At 65.4% G+C, this 21,244-nt stretch carries 16 protein-coding genes; 10 read left to right on the forward strand and 6 right to left on the reverse strand.

Going from position 1 to position 21,244, the window contains the following annotated elements; translation table 11 throughout:
• Positions 1–159 precede the first annotated feature (159 nt).
• The 4 genes from JAB4_RS24585 to JAB4_RS24600 all read left to right on the forward strand — a co-directional run bounded on the left by JAB4_RS24585 (position 160) and on the right by JAB4_RS24600 (position 7,773).
• Positions 160–1,911 (forward strand): ATP-binding cassette domain-containing protein, encoded by a 1,752-nt coding sequence (locus JAB4_RS24585; RefSeq protein WP_070218015.1) that lies wholly within the window; start codon positions 160–162, stop codon positions 1,909–1,911.
• The gene (locus JAB4_RS24590; protein ID WP_070218017.1) at positions 1,901–3,709 is read left to right on the forward strand and encodes an ABC transporter transmembrane domain-containing protein; all 1,809 of its coding nucleotides are present in this window, start codon (positions 1,901–1,903) and stop codon (positions 3,707–3,709) included. The genes JAB4_RS24585 and JAB4_RS24590 overlap by 11 nt, the downstream gene beginning before the upstream one ends.
• Before the next feature lie 126 nt (positions 3,710–3,835).
• Entirely contained in the window at positions 3,836–5,536 is a 1,701-nt protein-coding gene (locus tag JAB4_RS24595) for a methyl-accepting chemotaxis protein (RefSeq protein WP_070218019.1), read from the forward strand.
• Positions 5,537–5,709: 173 nt separating this feature from the next.
• On the forward strand, positions 5,710–7,773 hold the full coding sequence (locus tag JAB4_RS24600) for a tetratricopeptide repeat-containing diguanylate cyclase (protein WP_306532449.1): 2,064 nt from the start codon (positions 5,710–5,712) through the stop codon (positions 7,771–7,773).
• Positions 7,774–7,830: 57 nt separating this feature from the next.
• Here JAB4_RS24600 and JAB4_RS24605 read toward each other — a convergent pair whose 3' ends face one another.
• Positions 7,831–8,160 (reverse strand): hypothetical protein, encoded by a 330-nt coding sequence (locus JAB4_RS24605; RefSeq protein ID WP_070218021.1) that lies wholly within the window; start codon positions 8,158–8,160, stop codon positions 7,831–7,833.
• 149 nt (positions 8,161–8,309) lie between these two features.
• Complete coding sequence (locus tag JAB4_RS24610; protein WP_070218029.1) at positions 8,310–9,575, reverse strand: cytochrome c peroxidase; 1,266 nt, start codon at positions 9,573–9,575, stop codon at positions 8,310–8,312.
• A 167-nt stretch (positions 9,576–9,742) separates the two neighbouring features.
• Here JAB4_RS24610 and acpA point away from each other — a divergent pair, with 167 nt between their 5' ends.
• Positions 9,743–11,863, forward strand: coding sequence for an acid phosphatase (gene acpA, locus JAB4_RS24615; RefSeq protein WP_070218023.1), 2,121 nt, complete (start codon positions 9,743–9,745; stop codon positions 11,861–11,863).
• A 56-nt stretch (positions 11,864–11,919) separates the two neighbouring features.
• On the opposite strand, the gene JAB4_RS24620 is transcribed toward acpA, so the two are convergent.
• Entirely contained in the window at positions 11,920–12,711 is a 792-nt protein-coding gene (locus tag JAB4_RS24620; RefSeq protein ID WP_070308422.1) for a hypothetical protein, read from the reverse strand.
• A 294-nt stretch (positions 12,712–13,005) separates the two neighbouring features.
• Between JAB4_RS24620 and JAB4_RS24625 the strand changes: the two genes are divergently transcribed.
• Both JAB4_RS24625 and JAB4_RS24630 read left to right on the forward strand, forming a co-directional pair.
• The gene (locus JAB4_RS24625) at positions 13,006–13,878 is read left to right on the forward strand and encodes a hypothetical protein (RefSeq protein ID WP_070224414.1); all 873 of its coding nucleotides are present in this window, start codon (positions 13,006–13,008) and stop codon (positions 13,876–13,878) included.
• Positions 13,875–15,377 (forward strand): hypothetical protein, encoded by a 1,503-nt coding sequence (locus JAB4_RS24630; RefSeq protein ID WP_070224415.1) that lies wholly within the window; start codon positions 13,875–13,877, stop codon positions 15,375–15,377. The genes JAB4_RS24625 and JAB4_RS24630 overlap by 4 nt, the downstream gene beginning before the upstream one ends.
• Positions 15,378–15,698: 321 nt before the next feature.
• Here JAB4_RS24630 and JAB4_RS24635 read toward each other — a convergent pair whose 3' ends face one another.
• Positions 15,699–16,145, reverse strand: a complete 447-nt coding sequence (locus tag JAB4_RS24635; RefSeq protein WP_070224416.1) for a hypothetical protein — start codon at positions 16,143–16,145, stop codon at positions 15,699–15,701.
• A gap of 276 nt (positions 16,146–16,421) precedes the next feature.
• On the opposite strand from JAB4_RS24635, the gene JAB4_RS24640 reads away from it, so the two are divergent.
• Entirely contained in the window at positions 16,422–17,492 is a 1,071-nt protein-coding gene (locus JAB4_RS24640) for a hypothetical protein (RefSeq protein WP_070224417.1), read from the forward strand.
• A gap of 3 nt (positions 17,493–17,495) precedes the next feature.
• Here the strand turns inward: JAB4_RS24640 and JAB4_RS24645 are convergent, their stop codons facing one another.
• On the reverse strand, positions 17,496–18,455 hold the full coding sequence (locus JAB4_RS24645) for a LysR family transcriptional regulator (protein WP_227742026.1): 960 nt from the start codon (positions 18,453–18,455) through the stop codon (positions 17,496–17,498).
• Between the two features lie 109 nt (positions 18,456–18,564).
• Between JAB4_RS24645 and JAB4_RS24650 the strand changes: the two genes are divergently transcribed.
• Positions 18,565–19,404: a phytanoyl-CoA dioxygenase family protein gene (locus JAB4_RS24650; RefSeq protein ID WP_070224419.1), complete on the forward strand. Its 840-nt coding sequence runs from the start codon at positions 18,565–18,567 to the stop codon at positions 19,402–19,404.
• On the forward strand, positions 19,404–20,225 hold the full coding sequence (locus JAB4_RS24655) for a xylose isomerase (RefSeq protein ID WP_070224420.1): 822 nt from the start codon (positions 19,404–19,406) through the stop codon (positions 20,223–20,225). The genes JAB4_RS24650 and JAB4_RS24655 overlap by 1 nt, the downstream gene beginning before the upstream one ends.
• Here the strand turns inward: JAB4_RS24655 and JAB4_RS24660 are convergent.
• Entirely contained in the window at positions 20,210–21,148 is a 939-nt protein-coding gene (locus JAB4_RS24660) for a LysR family transcriptional regulator (RefSeq protein WP_070224421.1), read from the reverse strand. The genes JAB4_RS24655 and JAB4_RS24660 overlap by 16 nt on opposite strands.
• Positions 21,149–21,244: the final 96 nt, after the last annotated feature.

The raw sequence follows: 21,244 nt of genomic DNA on the forward strand, positions 1-21,244 counted from the left end.
CGCACGGCACTGACGCAGCAAAACAACGGGCTACGGCCCGTTTTTTGCGTGCTCGTCCACAGCGCGCTTTTCCGCCTTGTTGTATCCTACGCGTACTTTCCGTCCGCGTGCCCGTCCTTCCGCCCCGCGACACCCCATTACTCAAAACAAAAGGTAACCATGAGTTTATCGAGGCTCATCGCCGGCTTCGTGCGTCAGCATTGGCCGGCGTATGCCGCCGCCGCCGTCATGCTGACAGGCGTGGCAACACTGACCGTCTGGATCCCGCGCCGCGTGGGCGCCATCATCGACGCGCTGGCCGCGCACCGCATGACGGCCGCCGAACTGTGGCTTGAACTGCTGACTCTGCTCGCCGTCGGCGTCGTCATCTACTTCCTGCGCGTGGGCTGGCGCATCACCCTGTTCAAGGCCGCCTACCAGCTGGGCGTGATGCTGCGCACGCGCTTCTACACGCGCATGTCGCAGCAGGGCGCGTCGTTCTACCAGAACCAGCGCACGGGCGACCTGATGGCGCTGGCGACGAACGATATCGACGCCATCGAAATGGCCGCCGGCGAAGCCATGCTGGCCGGTTTCGACGGCACTTTGACCCTGCTGATGGTGCTCGGCATCATGCTGCTGGGCGTGGACTGGCGCCTGGCCTGCATCGCCCTCTTGCCCTTCCCCCTGATGGGACTGGCCTTCTGGCGCATTTCCAGCCATATCCATACGGCGTCGACGGATTCGCTGCAACGCTTTTCCGCGCTGAACGACCATGTGCAAGAGTCCTTGTCGGGCGTGCGCACCCTGCGCGCGCTGGGCCTGGAAGAGCGCAGCAGCAAGCAGTTCTCCACCCTGGCCGGCCACGCGGCCAACGCCAGCCTGACGGCGCAGCGCTGGGAAGCGGCGTACGAACCGGCCGTCGGCCTGACCCTGACGGCGGCCACGGCGCTGACGCTGGGCCTGGGCGGCTACCTCGTGTGGCAAGACCAGCTGACCATCGGCGCGCTGACGAGCTTTTCCATGTACCTGGGCCAGCTGATCTGGCCCATGTTCGCCGCCGGCTGGGTGCTGTCATTGATCGAACGGGGCCGCGCCGCCTGGCAGCGCCTGCAGCCGATGCTCGACGCGCCGCTGGCCATCGACGACCATGGCAGCATCGCCACGCTGACGCCCGGCCCCCTGCAATTGCAGGACGTCGGCTTTGCGTATGCGGGCCAGACGGCGCCGGCCCTGTCCGGCATTTCGCTGCGCTTGCAGCCGGGCCAGACCCTGGGCCTGGTCGGCCCGACGGGCAGCGGCAAGTCGACCCTGCTGCGCGTGCTGCTGCGCCAGGTCACGCCGCAATCGGGCACGGCCACGTGGAATGGGCACGCGCTGGACGCCTACACCTTGCACGCGCTGCGCGCGGCGATCAGCTGGGTGCCGCAGGAGTCCTTTTTATTCTCCGCCACCATCGCCGACAATATCGCGCTGGCCCGTCCGGGCGCCACGCGCGAGGAAGTGGAGCGGGCGGCGCAACTGGCCGACATCCACGCGGACATTTTGCAGTTCCCCGAAGGCTATGCCACCCACGTGGGCGAAAAGGGCATCACCCTGTCCGGCGGCCAGCGCCAGCGCGTGGCGATTGCCCGCGCCCTGCTGGCCGACAACGGCTTGCTGCTGCTCGACGATGCGCTGTCCGCCGTCGACACGGGCACGGAAACGCGCATCCTGCAGCACCTGGAGGAATTGCGCCGCAAGCGCCCCGAGCGCAGCGCCATCATCGCCAGCCACCGCCTGAGCGCCGTCGTCAACGCGGACCTGATCCTCGTGCTGCGCGATGGCCACGTGACGGAAACGGGCAACCACGACGCGCTGATGCAGCGCGACGGCTGGTACGCCAGCCAGTGGCGCTATCAACAACTGGAGGCCAGCCTCGATGCCATCTAAGAACGACCAAGCCAACACCGCCACGCCATCCGTGCGCCGCCAGGCCGCGCAAGCGATCGGCCTGCTGCGCCGCGCCGCCGCGCCCGACCTGCGCCATTTGTACTGGGCCACGTTCTGGCTGATCCTCGCCGCCGCCCTGGAAGTCACGGGTCCCATTTTAGGCAAGGCCCTGATCGACCAGCACCTGCTGCCGCGCCACCTGGACTGGACGCGCATGTCGCTGCTGCTGGGCGGCTGCCTGCTGACGGGCTGGGTCGCTTCCGGCCTGCGCTATTTGCAGCTGGTGCGCCTGTCCGGCCTGGCCATGCGCTCGGTGCAGCGCCTGCGCGAAACCGTCTACCAGCACGTGCTGCGCCTGCCGATGAGTTTTTTCGACCGCGCCATCACGGGGCAGCTGGTCAGCCGCGTCACCAACGACACGGAAGCGGTGAAATCGCTGTACGTGCAGGTGCTGTTCGTCATCCTCGACAGCTCCATCGTCCTGGTCGGCACCATGGCCGCCATGGCCTTCCTCGACTGGCGATTGATGCTGATCGTGCTGGCCCTGCTGCCGGCCGTGCTGCTCATCGTCTTCCTGTACCAGCGCTGGAGCGCGCCGGCCGTCACGCGCGCGCGCGCCCTGCGCAGCGAGATCAACGGCCAGATCGCCGAATCGATCGGCGGCATGAGCGTGCTGCAGGCGAATAACGCGGAAAAGCGCTTCGGCGCGCGCTTCACGGGCATCAACCAGGACCACTACACGGCGCGCATGCAGGAATTGCGCGCCAACGCCTGGCTGCTGCGCCCCGCGCTCGACATGCTCAACATCGTGCTGCTGGCCGTCGTCATCTTCAGCTTCGGCCGCCGCGACATGGGTGCCGTGGAAGTGGGCGTGCTGTATGCATTCATCAGCTACATCGCGCGCGTGATCGAACCGCTGATCCAGATCACCATGCAATTCAGCCAGCTGCAGCAGTCGGTGGTGGCCACGGCGCGCGTCTCGGCCCTGCTCGACGAAGCGCAGGCGCTGGAACACGCACAGGGAAGGGCGACACCGGCCCTGCGGCAGGCGAAAACGGGCAGCGACGTGCCCGCCGTCGACATCGCCCGCCTGACCTTCGCCTACGTGGAAAACCAGCCCGTGCTGCACGACCTGTCGCTGCAGATCCCGCAAGGCGCCTTCTTCGGCATCGTCGGCCACACGGGCAGCGGCAAGTCGACCCTGCTCTCCTTGCTGCTGCGCTTCTACCCCGTCACGCAGGGCAGCATCGCCATCAACGGCGTCGCCCTCGACAGCATCGACAACGAGCACTTCCGCGCCGACGTGGGCCTGGTGCCGCAAGACCCCTTCCTGCTGGCCGCCTCGGCGCGCGAAAACATCGACATGGGCCGCGGCTACACGCAGCAGCAGATCGAGACGGCCGCGCGCGCCGCGCATGCGCACGACTTCATTGCGGCGCTGGAACACGGCTACGACACGCCGCTGGGCGAAGGCGGCTCGCGCCTGTCGTCGGGGCAGAAGCAGCTGATCGCCATCGCCCGCGCGCTGGCCGGCCAGCCGCGCATTTTGCTGCTCGACGAAGCGACGTCGCGCATCGATAGCCAGACGGAGCAGATCGTGCAGACGGCCCTCAACGAGTTGCGCGGCAAGGTCACCATCATCGCCATCGCCCACCGCCTGTCGACCATCCGCGAAGCGGACCGTATCATCGTGCTCAACCATGGCCGCATCACGGAAGCGGGACCGCACGAGGAACTGATGCAGATCGAAGGCGGCCTGTACCAGCGCCTCTACCTGCTGCAGCAACTGGCAATTTGATAGCCATGGGGCGCCGTTGCATGGCGCCACTTTTTTTCTGTACGGCATTAAAAATGCCGTACAGACGGGAGTATATTCATCTGGCGGGCAGCGCCAACGGCCCCAACCACACTTCCGGGGGATACCATGCGCAGCAAACTGTCGATCAGGAATATCTTTGCCGCCATTTTTCTGCTCAGCCTGGCGCTCTCCGTCATCAGCCTGTGGGCGCTGTTCCGCGTGGCGGGCAAGCAGGCCGAGGCGAACCGCGTCACTGAAACGCGCTACCAGTCCTACCTGCTGGCCGACGAACTGCGGCAAAGCTCGGACGACCTGACCCGGCTGGCCCGCACCTACGTCGTCACCGGCGACGCCAGGTACGAACAGCAATACCTGGACATCCTCGACATCCGCAATGGCAAGAAGCCGCGCCCCGCCCATTACGAGCGCATCTACTGGGACTTCGTGGCGGCAGGCGTGCCCGTGCCCGCATCGACGGGGCCCGCCGTGCCGCTGGCAGAACTGATGCGCAAGGCCGGCTTCAGCGAGCAGGAATTCGCCAAGCTGCGCGAAGCGCAAGCCAATTCGGACGGCCTGGTCAAGACCGAGGTGATCGCCATGAACGCCGTCAAGGGCCGCTTCGACGACGGCAGCGGCAACTTCACCAAAACCGGGCCGCCGGACCTGGAAATGGCCCGCGCCATCATGCACGATGCCCAATACCACAGCAACAAGGCGAAGATCATGCAGCCGGTGAATGAATTCCTCACCCTGCTCGACCAGCGCACGAGCGCGGCCGTGCAGACGGCGATGAGCGGCACTATGGCGGCCTATTCCGTGACGGTCGGCGTGCTGCTGGTATCCGTCATGGTCTCGCTGCTGTGCCTGTTCCTCGTGTACCGCCACATCAAGCGCAGCCTGGACCAGGCGATCGCCACGGCGCAGCTGATCGCCGGCGGCGACCTGAGCATCGACGCCGTCATCGAACGAGCCGATGAAATCGGCGTGCTGCTGCATGCGATGAACACCATTAACGCCAACCTGACGGGGCTGATCGGCGACATCCGCAGCGGCACCGGCGAAATGTCGGTGGCCACGCACGAAATCGCGCTGGGCAATGCGGACCTGTCCGCGCGCACGGAAGCGCAAGCCAGTTCCCTCGAAGAGACGGCCAGCTCGATGGAAACGCTGACGGCGACGGTGCGGCAAAACGCCAGCAACGCCGGCGAGGCGAACCAGCTGGCCGCCACCGCCTCGGCCGTCGCCGTGCAGGGCGGCGCCGTTGTCGCCCAAGTGGTCAGCACGATGGGCGCGATCAAGGAAAGCTCGAGCCAGATCGCCGACATCATCGGCGTCATTGACGGCATCGCCTTCCAGACCAACATCCTGGCCCTGAACGCGGCCGTCGAGGCGGCGCGGGCAGGCGAACAGGGACGCGGCTTCGCCGTCGTCGCCGGCGAGGTGCGCAGCCTGGCCCACCGCAGCGCTGCCGCCGCCCAGGAAATCAAGACCTTGATCGGCGCCTCCGTGGAACGGGTCGACGCCGGCAGCAAGCTCGTCGACGAGGCGGGACGCACCATGGCGCTGGTGGTGGAATCGATCCAGAAGGTGGCCGCCATCATGAGCGAAATCACCAGCGCCAGCCACGAGCAAAGCGCGGGAATCAGCGAGGTCAACCAGGCGGTCACGCAGATGGACAACATCACGCAACAGAACGCCGCCCTGGTCGAGCAGGCGGCCGCCGCGGCCGAAAGCCTGCAGGAACAGGCACAAGCCCTGATCGCGGCCGTCGCCATCTTCCGCCTGAAAGGCAGCCCGCCGGCCACGGCCGCCCTGCCCCTGCGCTGACGTGCGGCCAAAGTGTGCACTTTCGCAAATTTCCGCGCACTGCATGATATTTCTGGATTGCAACAGAATATAATCTGTTACAGACAGGTGGTCATTGCGGGAGCGGGACGTTGGCAGGCAGACAGAGACGGGCATCATGGCGAAAGGCGCATTGGCTGCTGGTATTGGCCTGCTTGCTGCCGCCTGCCGCACACGCCCAGGTCAGCGACCTTGAGCAGTATCTTGCCGCCGTGCGCGACGACGGCCGCTACGTGCCCGCGCGCGCGCTGCAACGGCTGCAGGAAGTCGAAACGCAGGCGCGCAGCGCTCCCCTGCCCGTGCGCGCGGAATTCCTTACCCAACTGAGCAACGCCCGCATGCGCCTGGGGCAGAACGACATCGCCATGCAGCTGGCCGAGGAACTGATTGCCTACGCCCGCATGAACAAGAGCGACGTGGCGCTGGCAAAAGGCATACTCAACAAGGCCTACATCACGTTTGCCCGCAACGAGCGCCGCGCCTCGCACCTGCTGGCCTTTGAGGCGGAAAAGATCGCCAATGGCACGGACGACTTGCCCGTGCGCGTGCAAGCGACCATCAGCGCGGGCCAGTCGTGGGCCGAGGAAGGCAATTTCCCGTTTGCGCTTGCCAAGCTGCAGGCAGCCGTCGACCTGGCGCGCCAGAGCAAATCCCCGTCCAGCCTGGCCGCCGCCCTGAATGCCCTCACCCTGCTGTACACGCAGATGCGCGAATACGACAAGGGCTTCGAAGTGCTCGACGAGTTGCTGGCAGTCTCCGCGAGACTGGCGTCACCGGGCCGCATGGCGCAGGCAAAGAATACGGAATACGGGCTGGCGCTCGACGCGCAGCAGCCGCAGCGGGGCCAGCGCGCCCTGCTGGCGGCCCTGGCGCTGGAACGCCAGCTGGGCGCGCGCGGCATGGTGGCCGTCACCCTCGTCAACCTGTCGGACAGCTACCTCAAGGAAGGCGACTACGCGCGCGCCTTGCGCTATGCAAATGAAGCGATCACGGCGGCGGACCTCGTCAACGATGAACAGGTGGAGGCGACGGCGCGGCTGAACATCGGCCAGGCGCTGATCGGCCAGGGACGGCTGCAGGAAGGCAAGCAAAGCGTGGCCACGGGCCTGGCCTACTACGAACGCACGGCCAACCAGCCGGAAATGCAGGCCGTGCTGCTGGAATACGGCATGGCGCTGGAAAAGGCGGGCGACCTGCGCGGCGCGGTCACTGCGTACCACCGCGAGCGCGGCATTTCCAACCAGCTGTTCGAAAAGCAGCGGCAAAAGGCCGTGTATGAACTGCAAGAAAAGTATGAGGCGGAAAAGAAACAGCGCCAGATCGAGCTGCTGAGCCGCGAAAATCAGCTGAAGAGCACCGAAATCGACAACCGCCGCCTGCAGCAGCGCGTGTGGTGGCTGCTGGCGCTGGTACTGGCCATGGCGTCCACCATCGTTGGCTTGCTGTACCGCAAGGTGCGTCATGCGAACGTGCAGCTGAAGGTGAAAAACCAGGAACTCAAGCGCCAGAGTTCGCGCGACCCGCTGACGGCCCTGTACAACCGCCGCCATTTCCAGGAATTCATGCGCAGCCATGCGGGCAAGCCGCAGCCCTCCTATGCCGGCGACGATGTCGTGGGCGCGCTGTTCCTGCTCGACGTCGACCACTTCAAGCACATCAACGACGCTTACGGCCATGCGGCGGGCGACCTGGTGCTGACGACGATCGCCGAAACCCTGCACGACGTGTTGCGCGAAACGGACATGATCGTGCGCTGGGGCGGCGAGGAATTCCTTGCCTTCCTGCCGGCCGTCGCGCGCGACGGGCTCGACGAGATCGCGCGGCGCATCCTCAACGGCATGGCGGCGCAACGCATCGACTACCAGGGCCAGACCATCGAAGTGCACGTGTCCGTGGGCTTTGCGCCCTATCCGCTGGCGCCGCTGGGACGGCCGCTCACATGGGAACGCAGCGTCAACCTGATCGACATGGCGCTGTACCTGGCCAAGGCGCACGGGCGCAACCGGGCGTATGGCTTGCGCGGTTTTCATCAGGTGGAAAGAACGACCCTGGAAGCGGTGGAGCAAGACCTGGAACGCGCGTGGCGCGACGGCTTTGTCGATTTGAGCGTGGTGCTGGGGGGGATGGACGAGGCGGACAGGACGGAGACGGCTGGAACGCAGACGTTGACGCCAGGCGGCCAAGCGGGCGATGGCGTCGCCGCAGCTGCCGTCACCTGACGACAGCTGCGGGAACCGGGCCGGCGTTAGCTGGTCCTGGCGCGGTGATGACGGTGATTACTTGTGCGCGGCGTCCTGCATCTTTTCACCGGCTTTTTCCACTTTCTTGCCGACGGCATCGGCCGCTTCGCTCATTTTCTTGTCGGCGTCAGCGGCGACCTGGTCCATCTTGGCGCCCGTATCAGAAGCGGCCTGGCTCACGGCGGCGTCAGCTTTGGTCGCGGCGGCCTTGATGTCGGCTTCAGCCTTGGCAGCGGCCGCATCGATCTTCTGGCCAGCTTGTTCCGCAGGACCGGCGGCGACATCGTCCTTCTTCTGGCAGGCAGCCAGTGCCACAACCATCATCCCGGCGGCGCACACGGTCATCCAATTTTTGCTTGCTTTCATGGTATTCCCTTTCATTGTTATCAAAAGACACAGATCAGTTCGCAATATACACCTGCCTAAAATTTTCTAGCGTGCGCTAACGCACATAAAAACAGGCTTTTGTAGCGTAGTTGTAAGCAATGGTATCTTGATATTTTTTTAGCATGCGTTCAATGTGCCGCAGAGGCCGGCCGATAGCCATCCGTCAAGGTATGCAGGAAGGCGATCACGTCGGCGATCTCCGCTTCGTTCAGGGCCGGCGCCTGGCCCGGCTGGCGGTCGAACGGCGCTTCCACGTTGACATTCGCCTCGAGCCCCGGCGGCAAATCGTCGTATTTGCGCACCTTGCCGTTTCGATCTGCCGGATACCATTTTTGCGGCGCCGTATCGCGCTGCACGTAAAAGCGCAGCACCTGCTCCAGACTGTCAAAACTGCCGTTGTGGAAAAACACCTTGCGCAGGGCGACATTGCGCAGGGACGGCGTCTTGAAGCTGCCGCAGTACTCCTTGTGCTCCATCAAGTCGGTGCGGTCCGGGCCGCACAAGCCCATGTCGAAGAACGCCGGGTCCGCATTGGCCGGCAGCTTGCCATTGCGCGGCACGCCGATATTGATCAAGCCGTAATCGGTAAATTGGGGAAAGGCGCCGCCGGAAGTGATCTGGCTGATGTGGCAGGACGCGCAATTGCCCTTGCGCTCATCGTTGAACAGGGCCAGGCCGCGCGCTTCCTGCGGACTCAAAACGGCCTGCTTGCGCAAGACGGCGTCATACTTGCTCGTGTACGGATAGAAATCTAGCGGGCTTTCCTGGAACACTTCCAGCGACATCAGCGCCCAACGCAAGGCCTGGCCCGGCTGCTCGAAAATGTCGGCGCCATACGTCTGGCGAAATTGCGCCGCCAGGGGGCCAGCGCGCAATTTGGCGACGACGGCCGCCGCGTCGCGGTTGCCCATCTCGCGTTGGGAGAGCAACGGCGCCAGCGCCTGCTCATGGCCGGACTGGGCGCGGCCATCCCAGTTGCGCCCGCCCGTGGGGCCCGCATCGACGCTGTCGTCGCCATCGTCGTCGTGATAGTGCTCGGTAAAGGCCGGTGCGGTCTGCAGGTAACGCAGCGAGGGCGCCGCGCGCGTGCCCGCATCTTTCAGCTCCGGGCCGCCCAGCTGTACCGCCAGCCCGTTCGGCGGGCCATACGCGTGCTCGGGACTGTGGCAGCTGGCGCACGACATCTTCCCCGACACGGACAGGCTGGGCTCGAAAAACATGGCGCGGCCCATGGCCGTCATCTGGGCCACGGAAGGCTGGCGTGGCAGGGTGGGCGCGTAGGCGCCCGCCAGATAGGCGGGCTTGGCCGCGGCTTCCTTTTGCGCTGCCGGATGGCAGGCGGCCAGCAGGCAAGCGGCTACAAAGGCGACCAGCAGTGAGGGCTTCGTTTTCATCATGGGCTGGCAGCGTAGCAACGGTATGTGACCGCTGCGTGACAAGTCCCTGCAAAACGTAATGTATCAAGTCCGTACATTACGTCATGTAACAGACGCTGACATGTCACGCAGCTGACATATTGCCTGCCTAGCATGCGACGTTTTCCACCCAGAAGGCATGAACAATGAAACCGTACGCTCGCCCTGTCTTACGTCCCCTGCCAATCTTGCTGTCGCTGGGCCTGGCCGCCTGCGGCAGCAATTATGCGATCACGCCCAGCACCACGGGCCAGGTGATCGGCAGCTACTATGAAAACGCCCAGGTATGCCTGGAAAGCGGCACCGCCAAGCTGACCTGCGACAGCGCTTCGACTCCCGTGCGCACGGCCGCCGACGGCAGCTACACGCTCGACGGCCAGGGCGCCGTGCTGGTGACCGTCGGCACGGACGCCATCCGCCATGAAGCCATCGGCGACAGCGGCAGCAAGGTGACGCAAAAACTGCTGCTGCGCGCCCCCGCCGGCCACAGCGCCTTCGTCAGCGCCCTGTCGACGGAACTGGCGCAAGTCATGGACGGCAATGGCGGCGACTTTGCGGCCGCCAGCAGCAAGCTGGCCGCGCGCATCGGCGTGTCCGAAGCGGGCCTGGCGTCCGACTTCAACAAGGCCAGCGGCGACGAGCTGGCGAAACTGAAGGCGGAAAACGCCAGCGTGACGGCCTTGATCGCCAGCGCCAGCGCGCAGGCGGCACCGGCCGACGCGCTGGCCGCCCTGAACGGCGCCCTGGCGCTGAACAATATCCAGACCATCGTCGTCATCTACGCGGAAAACCGCGGCTTCGACAATCTGTACGGCCTGTTCCCGGGCGCGAACGGCGTGCCGGGCGTCAATCCCACGTCGACTTCCGCCTACGTGCCGCAGAAAGACTATGACGGCAGCACCTTGCCCGTGCTGCCGCCCACCTGGGGCGGCATGACGGCGGCAGGCCAGAGCACCGTCATCACGCAGGCGCAATCGGCCAACCTGCCGAACAAGCCGTTCCAGATCGATGATGCCGGCAGCCCCCTGTACCTGCCGCAATCGGTGATCACGCGCGACCTCGTGCACCGTTTCTATAACAACCAGATGCAGATCAACGGCGGCGCCAACGACAAGTTCGCGGCCTATTCCGACGCGGGCGGCCTGTCGATGGGCTATTACGACGGCAGCAAGATGCAGCTGTGGGACATCGCCAAACAATATGCGCTGGCCGACAACCTGTTCATCGGCGCGTTTGGCGGCTCCTTCCTCACGCACCAGTATCTGATCTGCGCCTGCGCGCCCACGTATCCGAACGCCGACACCTCGGTGGCCAAGGGGACGATCGCCAAGATCGACGTCGACGCCAACGGCAACTTCGTGCGCCTGACGCCGTCCGCCACGGCGCCGACCACGGTGCTGAACGGCGCGCCCGCCTACGCCAACGACGGCGCGCTGACGCCGGCAGACGGCACGGGCATGTTCTACGCCGTCAACACCATGCAGCCGCCGTTCCAGCCCAGCAGCAACGCCCCGGCATCGGCCGACAGCAGCAAGCTGTATGCGGACACGGGCAAGGCCAACACGCTGCCGCCGCAGACGCAGACGAATATCGGCGACTTGCTCACAGGCAAAAATATCGACTGGGCCTGGTATGCGGGCGCCTGGAAGGACACGACGGCCCTGGCCACGGCCAGCGCGCGCGCCGGCAGCTTCCCGAATCCGCCGAATTTCCAGTTCCACCACCAGCCGTTCAACTATTTTGCCAACATGGACCCCGTGAAGGCGCCCGCCTACCGGGCCGCCCACCTGCGCGACTTCGACAGCCAGTTCCTGGCCGACGCGGGCGCCGGCAAGCTGCCGCCCGTGGCCTTCTACAAGCCGCAGGGCAATTTGAACCAGCACGCGGGCTACGCCAGCGTGGCCGACGGCGACGCGCACATCGCCAGCGTCATCGCCCAGCTGAAGAAAAGTCCGCAGTGGAAAAACATGCTGGTCATCGTCACCTACGATGAAAACGGCGGCTTCTATGATCACGCCGCGCCGCCGAAGGGCGACCGCTGGGGCCCGGGCACGCGCGTGCCGGCCATCCTCGTCTCGCCGTACGTGAAAAAGGGACTAGTTGACCATACGCAATACGATTCGGCTTCGATCCTGCGCGCCATCACGCACCGCTTCGCCCTGCCCGTGCTTGACGGCTTGAGCACGCGCGACAAGGCGCTGGTGGCCAACGGCGGCAAGCCGATGGGCGACTTCAGCGCCGCGCTGGCGCTGGTGCCGCAAGAGTAGGGCTGAGTAGGTGCACCCGCCCGGCCTGGCTGCGGCGGGCGTTTTAGCTGTTGGCGCTACTGGCCCGGGGATGCATCGAGCAGCGAGCGTTCGAGCAATTGCGACAAGGCCGCGCGCAGCGCCTGCGTGCGCGCCGCCAGTTCCGGCCGCTTGTAGCGCTCGGCGGCGATCAGGCTGTTTTCCAGGCAGACGCGGTCGCCCTTGGCCAGGCAGGCGTCGGCCAGGTCGAGCTGGGCGCTGGCTTGCGCCACTTTCACTTTGGCGTCGAGTTCCAGGGTGTCGGGATCGTCGCCCCAGCGCTTCACATAAGCGGCCAGGCGCGTGGCGGCCAGCTCCGGCTTGCCCGCGTCGAGGGCCTGATGGACGCTGCCTTGCAACGCCGTCCACGCCTGCGCCCGCTGCTGTTGCCTGTCGCAAGTAGCGGCGGACTTGCTGATATTCACCTGCAAGCGCTTGATCTGCGCGGCGGGCGCCTTGGCGCTTTTCAGCACGGCCAGCGCGCTGCGCGCCCCATCCAGGTCGCACTGCGCCGCCAGCGCGGTGGCGGCCTCGACCTGTTCCGCCACGCTGGCCGGCTTGTCGGCCGGCTTGTTATAAAACCAGATACCGGTCAGCACCACGGCCGCCGCGATCCACGTGCGCAAGCGCACGGGCGGGCGCGGCGGCGGCACCGAGACCCTGCCGGCAGGCTTGGCGGGCGGCGCCTTGGCCGGCGCGGCAGCCGGCGGCGGGGCCGGCTGGGGAGCGGAAGCTGGCTGAGGGGCGGGATGCGGCGGGGCTTGCGGCGTGAACACGGGCGGGGCGACGGGCTCCGGCAGCGGCATGCGCGGCACCGGGGGCGGCGCCACTACCTTCTCCAGAACAGGCGCTTGCGCCACCTGGCGCGCGCCGCAAAACGGACAATGCGCCACGCGTAGCGGCAAAGTCCGGCCGCAGGCGGCGTTGATGCAAACGTCATTCACTGTTTCAAGCACATTCCAACCTTTTCCTGGAGTCATTCCACTGCGTTCTGCCGCAATATTACCTTACGCAGCCAAGGCAACGGCGCACCGGCCCCGTGTTCCCTTGCCTTGATACCAATCAAAAAGCCTCCGCCGCCGCGGCCTAAGCTACAAGCACAGGCCAAGGACAAGGAGAACGCCATGTCAGCCCACCTGATCATCGAAGACGGCCAGCCCTGGTGGGACAGCGCCGATATCTGGGTCGTGCCCGGCAATGATCCGAATGGCCCGCCAGGGGCGCCCATTGCCGGCATCAGCAATTACGTGTGGGGCCGCGTGCACAACACGGGCAACAGCGCCTCGAACGGCGTGCGCGTGGACTTTTACTGGGCCGATCCTTCCGGCCAGATCGCCGTCGGCGCCGCCACGCAGATCGGCTCCGCGTTTGCCGACCTGCCACCCGGCGCCACGCAGGAAGTGCTGTGCCTGGTACCGTGGGTGCCCGTCATCGTCAATGGCGGCCACGAATGCCTGCTGGCCGTGGCCCACGGGCCTGGCGACGTCAACCCGCTGCCCGACCCGCTGCCCAACGGTTTTCCCTTCCAGCCCAAGCAGCATGACCAGATCGCCCAGCGCAACGTCAACGTGGTGCTGGCGGCCAGGCGCGCGCAGTTGCTGGCCATCGCGGTGGCGGCCCTGCCCCGCGAAACGAAAAAAGTGGAACTGCAGATCGAGTATGGCGGCGAGTTGCCGGAGCGCCTGCTGGCCACCCTCGGGCTTGAGCGATGGCAGCCGGCCAGGGACGCACACCTGGTCGCAGGCCTGGCGCGCACGCCCCATTGCAATGGCGACGCGCCCGGCGAGCAAACACTGGTGCTGGAAGTGCCGCGCGGCCAGGCGCAGGCCGTGTATCTGAGCGTGCGCGCCGAAGCCTTGCCGCCACGCCAGTATGCGCTGCTGCGCGTGCTGGAAACCCAGGATGGCAAGCTGCTGGGCGGCGTCACGTATGTCGTCACCGATCTGGAGAAAGAGCAAGCGCAAGACCAGCAAAGCCCCGAGGAGCAAGCATCATGAGCGACACACCCCTGCAGGTGCTGACGCGGCCGTTCGCGATCGAGCCCGTCACCAATATCATGCTGCCCGATGGCATCTTCGACAATGCCATCTATGGCTTGCGCATTGCCGCCCACGTCACCAATATGTCCGGCAGCGCCCTGACGAATGTCACGGTGTACCTGGAAAGCGTGGGCGACCCCGGCATCGTGCCCGTGGCGCGCACCTTTTTCTTTGCCAGCATTCCCGCCGGCGCGGCCATGCTGGTCATGTGGGATGCCGATTTCCAGCATGCGGCGCCCGGCAAGAGGCTCGTCAGCTTTGTCGCCAAGGCGGACGGCTACACGCCGCACCGCTCGATCCAGCAAATCTTCGTGTCGCAGACGCGCTTTGACAGCACGACCAACACCTACACGTGTACGGTCGAGGAAGGCACGCTGGAACTGTCCAAGCCGCAGGGCCATCTGCCGGGCAAGCGCTGGGGCAGCACGGGCACGGATGGGAAGGAGTGCCGCTGCCCGCCCGGCCTGGGCCCCATCGTACCGACCGGCATGACCCTCGTCTGGACGCCGAACCCCGCCTATGCGGGCACGCATGGCGAGCTGCCGTTTTCCGACCCGTGGTGGAAGGTTCTCGCCATCATCATCGCCATCATCGCCGCGCTGGTGGCCATCATTGCCGCCGCGCTCGGCTCCGGCAAGGCCAGCTTCAGCGTGGGCGGCAGTTTCGAGGAAACGGAACCCGACGTGCATTGCTGTTCGCTGGAAGGGGCCGGCTCCGGCCAGCCCGAGTTCACGGTGGCGGGCGTGGCCTCGGCCATCGCCTCGGGCGCCATCGCCGTCGCCTGCTCCGATATCGCAGACCCGTTCTGGCGTGGTCAGGAAGCAACACCACCGGCCGCAGGCGAACTGACCCTGGCCGAGCGCGTGGTGGCGAAATGGGTGTTGCCGGAAGCGCCGAATGCGGGCCTGCCCTACACGGCCGACATCAGCTGGGAGTACGATCGTTTCACCACGGGCGCCACCTACCAGCATGCGGTGACCGAAACGCAAGTCAACATCCACGTGGCGGGGCCGGTGGAAACGGATACGCCCGCCGTCGTGCAAGCCTACGAACCGTTGTGGCTGCGCGCCAGTTTCAAGCGCGACAACGGCAATGTCTTCCGCGGCACGGAGCTGTATGCGTTCGTGCTGTTCCAGGCGCCGCAGGGCCTGTATTTCGTCGAATCGCTGACCGACGACGGCCTGGGCTTCGACCCGGGTGCCAACGACGGCGTCTATGCAGGCAGCCTGGACTTGAAGCGCGCTTACCGCACCCTGCTGCAATATGATCAAAAAGTCTACGGCACCTGGAGAATCTTCGTCTTCGCCCAGGACGTCAACCTGACCAAGCCGGGCACGCCGCCCGAAATCGCCGCCCAGCACATCGGCGGCATGTTCGTCGCCAGCGCCATCGAAATCACCTTCGACGATACCCTGCCCTGCCCGCTCAAGGCGCAGGCGAATATCATCGTGGTGTAGCAAGGAGCGAGAAGCAAGAAGCGAAGTCAGGCGTAGGTCGCGTAGGTCGGATTAGCGGGGCAACGCCCCGCGTAATCCGACACATTGTTGACTCCAAGCCCACGCGACAGTGGCCGCGCAAGCATGCAGGGCCAAGCTCCGCCTCGAAGACAGTACGCCAGGACCGAGGGAAAGGCTACAAACTGTGGCCTTTCGTACAGCCATTCGTAAGCGCGCCAAGAGCGGCTGAGAAAATGCTCAGGGCTAGGCGCCGCCTCGAAGACAGTACGTCAGTACGGCGAGAGGCAGGCAACAACGCCTTGGGCGTTTTATCAGCCGCTCTTACACCTTGACCGCGTCGGCCTTGGCAATAACCGTGCGCGGAATGATATCCATCGCCGGACACGTATCCATCGCATCCGAATACGCGAGCCAGCGCTGCAGGCTTTCCATGCGGCGGATGGTGATGCCCTTGCCATTGATGTAGCCGATCTGCTCGAAATTGGCGGGGCTGGTGGTCAGTTTCGACACGGTAGGCGCATTGTCGACCAGGCGGTCGTAGGCCTTGCGCGCCTTGTGCTCCCACTTGGCCAGCGCGGGGTCGTCAAAGCGGTTGCTTTCAAAATACACGGTAATGGTGCGGTCGTGGTTGGCAAAGCCGACGATGGCCGCACCTTTGCGTATGGTCAACAGGACATCTTCCTTGACGCCTGTGACGGGAACGAACACGGCAGCACGGCCATCCGCATCCGGCCGCTCCATGGGAATATCTTGTCCGATTATGCTCATCACATCACACTCTTAGTCTTCGCCTGTTGGCTTGTTGTCCCTGCTTCACTGAAAGCATGCCACCGTGCGCATGCGCGCTTTTGCCGCTGCGCCGGGCCGCTGCCATGCCCTGTCATACCGGTTCATACCATTTTTCAAATAATACATTGCCGGAAAGCACTACACAAGATAATCAGGGGCGCGGCAGCCGCCTGTCCTCCGTCGGATGGGGAATGGTGACGGCCGGGGCAATCGCCTTATAATGCTGCGATTACTTCACGCCCCCACCTTCGCACCATGACGCTTCCCGAGAATGACACCAGCCGGCTCGACGCCATCAGCGCCGCCGCCACCGAAGTGGCCGCGCAAAACGTGGCCGACCTGCTGGCCATGGCCATCCGCCACCGCCCGGACGAACCGTCCCTGATCGTCTGCGACAAGCGCAGCTGGCTCAACGTGGTGCTGACGGAAGCGTACCGCCAGGCCTTGCCGGACGCCACCTTCATCGATTTCGACGAGGTCACGCCCGACGCCGTGCTGGCCGCGTTTGCCGAACTGCCGGCCGGCAGCCTCGTTGTGCTGATCCAGTCGACCAGCTTCCGCCTGGAAGCGTTCCGCATCCGCATCGAACTGTTCAAGCGGGGCCTGAAAGTGATCGAACACGTGCATCTGTCGCGCATGCCCGGCGTACAGGGGCTGCACTACATCGCCTCGCTGGCCTACGACCCGGCCTATTACCGCGGCGTCGGCCATGCACTGAAAGCACGCATCGACGGCGCCCGCCACGGCATGGTCGACAGTGGAGGCGAGCAGCTGGTGTTTGCTTCCCCGTTCGAACCGGCCAAGCTCAATATCGGCGACTACAGCGGCATGAACAATATCGGCGGCCAGTTCCCCCTGGGCGAAGTGTTCACGGAAGCGCAGGACCTGGAAGCGGTGAACGGGCGCGTGCGCATCTTCGTCTTCGGCGACACGCACTTCATGGTCAACCGCCCCGATACGCCGATCACCCTGATCATCGACAAGGGCAGAGTCACGGGCACGGAGCACGCCACGCCGGAATTTACCGCCATGCTCGAGATCATCCGCGCGCATGAAGGTGAAGTGTGGGTGCGCGAACTGGGCTTCGGCATGAACCGCGCCTTTTCGCGCGAGCAGCTGGTCAACGACATCGGCACGTATGAACGCATGTGCGGCATCCATCTGTCGCTGGGCGCCAAGCACGGCGTGTATACAAAACCGCAATTCAAGCGCAAGGATGCGCGCTACCACGTCGACATCTTCGCCGTCACCGAAGCCGTTTATCTCGACGACGAGCGCGTGTATGCCGATGGCGCCTGGACGGTGGAACCGGTCGCGTTCAATTGACCGTCAGCTGAAAACTCCGGCCGCTGCCAGCTCGCGGTCCCACGGCGGCACGGGCTGGTATTCGGCCACCAGGAAATCGATCAGCGCGCGCACCTTGGGCGAAGGCTGGCGGCTGGCCGGATACAGGGCGCTCAAGTGATTCAGGGGCAGGTCCCAGCCGGACAGCACGGGCAGCAGGCTGCCATCGAGCAGGTTGCGCCAGGCGAGAAACGTGGTGCTGTAGACGATGCCGAGTCCCCGCTGCGCCGCCTGGTGCAGCACCAGGCCGTTATTCGCCGTAAAACCCGCCTGCACGCGCACGCTCACTTCCTCGCGCTGTTCCCCGTCTCCTCGCTGGAAATGCCAGTTCGTGCCATCGGTCAAATGGCTGAAATGCAGGCACTGGTGCTTCAATAAATCCTGCGGCGTCTGCGGCACGCCCCATTGCGCCAGATAGGCGGGGCTGGCGCACAGCACGGCGCGGCACGGCGCCAAAGGCCGCATGGCCAGCGCGCTGCTGTCCGGGATGCCGCCCACGCGGATGGTCAAGTCAAAGCCGTGGCGTATCGGGTCGAGCAGCGCATCGTCGACAAACAGTTCGGCCCGCACCTGCGGGTGCAGCAAACTGAAACGGGCGACGGCATCGGCCAGCCACGCGCTGCCGAAGCTCGATGGCGCCTGGATGCGCAGCGGCCCGGCCAGCTCCGCCCCCGCTCCCGCCTGCGCCACGTGCGCCACCATGCGCGCCGCTTCCTGCGCCTGGCTGACGGTGGCCATGCACGGCGCCAGGTAGGCGCGGCCCGCGTCCGTCAAACTCACTTCGCGCGTGGAGCGGTGCAGCAAGCGCGCGTTCAGGCGCTCTTCCAGCTGCATGATGGTCTTGCTGACCATGGCACGCGTCAGCCCCAGGCGCTGCCCGGCCACCGTAAAGCTGCGCTGGCGCGCCACCTCGACAAAGATTTCCATCGCTTTTAGTTGATCCATGTCAAAGATTGTCTGCGTTTTAGCGACAATCTGTCAACCGCCGGGCGATTGTTTGCGCACTGTCCCCATCCTACAATGGCGCCTTCTACCAATCTCCGGAGCCGCCGCCATGCTGACGATCGAACAACAGGAACAATACCAACGCGACGGCTACATCATCCTGCCCGATTTCAAGGGCGCGGATGAAATCGCCGCCCTGCGCGCGCGCGCCGAGCAGATTGTCAACGAATTCGATCCCAGCGTCAGCCAGTCGATCTTCACCACGCGCGACCAGGCGAAGAACACCAACGAATATTTCCTCGCCTCCGACAACACCATCCGCTGCTTCTTCGAGGAAGAGGCGTTCGGCGCGGACGGCCAGCTGAAGCAGGCGAAATCGCTGTCGATCAACAAGATCGGCCACGCCATGCACGACCTGGACCCCGTCTTCCGCGCTTTTTCGGCCGACCCGAAACTGGCCGAAGTGGCGCGCGACCTGGGCCTGGCGGATGCGCAGGTATGGCAGTCGATGTATATATTTAAACAGCCCGGCATCGGCGGCGAAGTGCGCTGGCACCAGGACGCCACTTATTTCGAGACCACGCCGGTCAGCGTGACCACGTTCTGGTTCGCGCTGGAAGACGCGACCCTGGATAACGGCTGCCTGTGGGCCGAACCGGGCGGCCACCGCGGCCCCCTGCGCGAACGCTTCATCCGCAACGGCGACCAGGTAAGAGTGGAAAAGCTCGATGCCATGCCCTGGCCCGACGACAGCACGGCCGTGCCGTTGGAAGTGAAGGCGGGCGCCCTCGTCTGCTTCCACGGCTTGCTGCCCCACTACAGCGCGCCGAACCGCTCGCCCGTCTCGCGCCACGCCTACACCTTGCACGCCACCGACGGCCAGACCGAGTACGCGGCGCACAACTGGATACAGCGCGACGCGGCGTTCCCCGTGCGGGGCTTCGTCTGATGCGCATCGACGTCTTTGCCGCCCACTGGGGCAATAACGACCTGCCGCCCGACGTCTTCATCGACAAGGTACTGGCGGCCGGCTTCGACGGCATCGAGATGTCGCTGCCGCTGGACGCCGCCCTGCGCGAGGAGTGGACGGGGCGCATCGCCGATGCGGGCCTGGACCTGATCGCCGCGCAGTGGGAAACCGTGTTCCACGGCGACTTCGAACTGCACCGCGCCGCCCTGGCGGAACTGCTGGAAAACGCCTGCCTGGCGCGCCCCGTGCTGGTCAACACGCACACGGGCAAGGATTACTATACCCAGGCGCAGAACGCGGCATTGATCGACCTGGCCGCCGCCATCTCGGCAAAGCACGGCGTGCCCATCGTGCACGAGCTCCACCGCAGCCGCTTTTCCGGCCACCCGATGCTGCTGCTGCCGTATCTGCAGCAGTATCCCGAACTGCCTTTGACGGCCGACCTGTCGCACTGGTGCTGCGCCTGCGAATCGCTGCTGGAAGACCAGCCGCACACGCTGGCGCAAGTGCTGCCGCTGGTGCGCCACGTGCATGCGCGCGTGGGCCATGCGCAGGGTCCGCAGGTGGCCGACTTCCGCGCGCCGGAAGCCAAGCCAGCGCTCGACGCCCACCTGGCCTGGTGGGATGCCATCGTCGCGCTGCGCCGCGCGGCCGGTGCCGAGCGCATGACGTTCACGCCGGAATTCGGCCCAGCGCCGTACACGCAAACGCTGCCCTGGACGCAGCAGCCCGTGAGCGACGCGTGGGAGCAGAACGTCGCCATGTTGCAGCTTTTACGCCAGCGCTATCCTGCGGATTGAGCAAGCGGCGGAAGCTGCGCAAAATTGGCCTGCACGAAATCGATGAAGGCGCGCAGCGGGGCCGGCAGGTGGCGCCGGCCCGCATAGTATAAAAACGGGCCGGAAAAGGGCATCGCCCAGTCTTCCAGCACGGGCCGCAGCTGGCCCGCATCGATATACGGCTGCAACCACTCTTCAAACAGATACACCAGACCATGGCCGGCGATGGCCATGCTGACAGCGAAGTCGGCCGCCGTCGGCGTGACGATCACGGGGCCGTCCGGCTCCACGCTCACTTTTTGCCCATCGCGTTCGAACTCCCATGGGGGAATCGCGCCACTGAGGAATTTTCCCAGCAGGCAGGCGTGCTGCAGCAGCTCGCGCGGATGCACGGGCACGCCCCGCTGCGCCAGGTAGGACGGTGCGCCCGCCACCGCGAAGCGCTGCGTGCGCGGGCCGATCGGGATGGCGATCATGTCCTGCTCCAGCCGCTCGCCATAGCGGATGCCGGCGTCGCAGCCACTGGCGACGACATCGACAAAATTATTATCGACCACCAGCTCGACCCTGATCTGCGGATAGGCGCGCAGGAACTGGTCGACCATGGGCTGCAAAAAGAAGCGCGCGGCGTTGACCGGCACGTTCAGGCGCAAGGTGCCGCGCGGACTGTCGCGCAAGTCGTTCAGCACATCGAGCGCGCTGCTCACTTCCTCGAGCGCCGGACGCAAACGCGTCAGCAACAGCGCGCCGGCTGCCGTCGGCGTCACGCTGCGCGTGGTGCGTTCCAGCAGGCGGATGCCCAGTTGCTGCTCCAGCCGCCGCAGCGCCTCGCTCAGCGCCGACGCCGACTGCCCGCTGGCGCGCGCGGCCTGGCGAAAACCCCGGTGCCCGGCCACCAGGGCAAAGGCGGACAGGTCGGCCATGGAAGGGTTGTCTGCATGCATGAGGAGCGCTTTCACGGGATGAGATTGTGCGTAAATAAGTACAGCCTGTGCCGGATTGACCCGATTATCATACAGCGTATTCGCCCTTACGATGGC

Origin of the sequence: Janthinobacterium sp. HH102, assembly GCF_001758625.2 — a bacterium.
GTDB lineage: Bacteria > Pseudomonadota > Gammaproteobacteria > Burkholderiales > Burkholderiaceae_D > Janthinobacterium.

Excerpts from the sequence above, each read along its gene's own strand:
- JAB4_RS24635 (WP_070224416.1), bottom strand. The coding sequence starts at position 16,145 with ATGAGCATAATCGGACAAGATATTCCCATGGAGCGGCCGGATGCGGAT.
- JAB4_RS24605 (WP_070218021.1), bottom strand. The coding sequence starts at position 8,160 with ATGAAAGCAAGCAAAAATTGGATGACCGTGTGCGCCGCCGGGATGATG.
- JAB4_RS24610 (WP_070218029.1), bottom strand. The coding sequence starts at position 9,575 with ATGAAAACGAAGCCCTCACTGCTGGTCGCCTTTGTAGCCGCTTGCCTG.
- JAB4_RS24630 (WP_070224415.1), top strand. The coding sequence starts at position 13,875 with ATGAGCGACACACCCCTGCAGGTGCTGACGCGGCCGTTCGCGATCGAG.
- JAB4_RS24585 (WP_070218015.1), top strand. The coding sequence starts at position 160 with ATGAGTTTATCGAGGCTCATCGCCGGCTTCGTGCGTCAGCATTGGCCG.
- JAB4_RS24650 (WP_070224419.1), top strand. The coding sequence starts at position 18,565 with ATGCTGACGATCGAACAACAGGAACAATACCAACGCGACGGCTACATC.
- JAB4_RS24655 (WP_070224420.1), top strand. The coding sequence starts at position 19,404 with ATGCGCATCGACGTCTTTGCCGCCCACTGGGGCAATAACGACCTGCCG.
- JAB4_RS24595 (WP_070218019.1), top strand. The coding sequence starts at position 3,836 with ATGCGCAGCAAACTGTCGATCAGGAATATCTTTGCCGCCATTTTTCTG.
- JAB4_RS24640 (WP_070224417.1), top strand. The coding sequence starts at position 16,422 with ATGACGCTTCCCGAGAATGACACCAGCCGGCTCGACGCCATCAGCGCC.
- JAB4_RS24660 (WP_070224421.1), bottom strand. The coding sequence starts at position 21,148 with ATGCATGCAGACAACCCTTCCATGGCCGACCTGTCCGCCTTTGCCCTG.
- JAB4_RS24625 (WP_070224414.1), top strand. The coding sequence starts at position 13,006 with ATGTCAGCCCACCTGATCATCGAAGACGGCCAGCCCTGGTGGGACAGC.
- acpA (WP_070218023.1), top strand. The coding sequence starts at position 9,743 with ATGAAACCGTACGCTCGCCCTGTCTTACGTCCCCTGCCAATCTTGCTG.
- JAB4_RS24590 (WP_070218017.1), top strand. The coding sequence starts at position 1,901 with ATGCCATCTAAGAACGACCAAGCCAACACCGCCACGCCATCCGTGCGC.
- JAB4_RS24645 (WP_227742026.1), bottom strand. The coding sequence starts at position 18,455 with ATGGATCAACTAAAAGCGATGGAAATCTTTGTCGAGGTGGCGCGCCAG.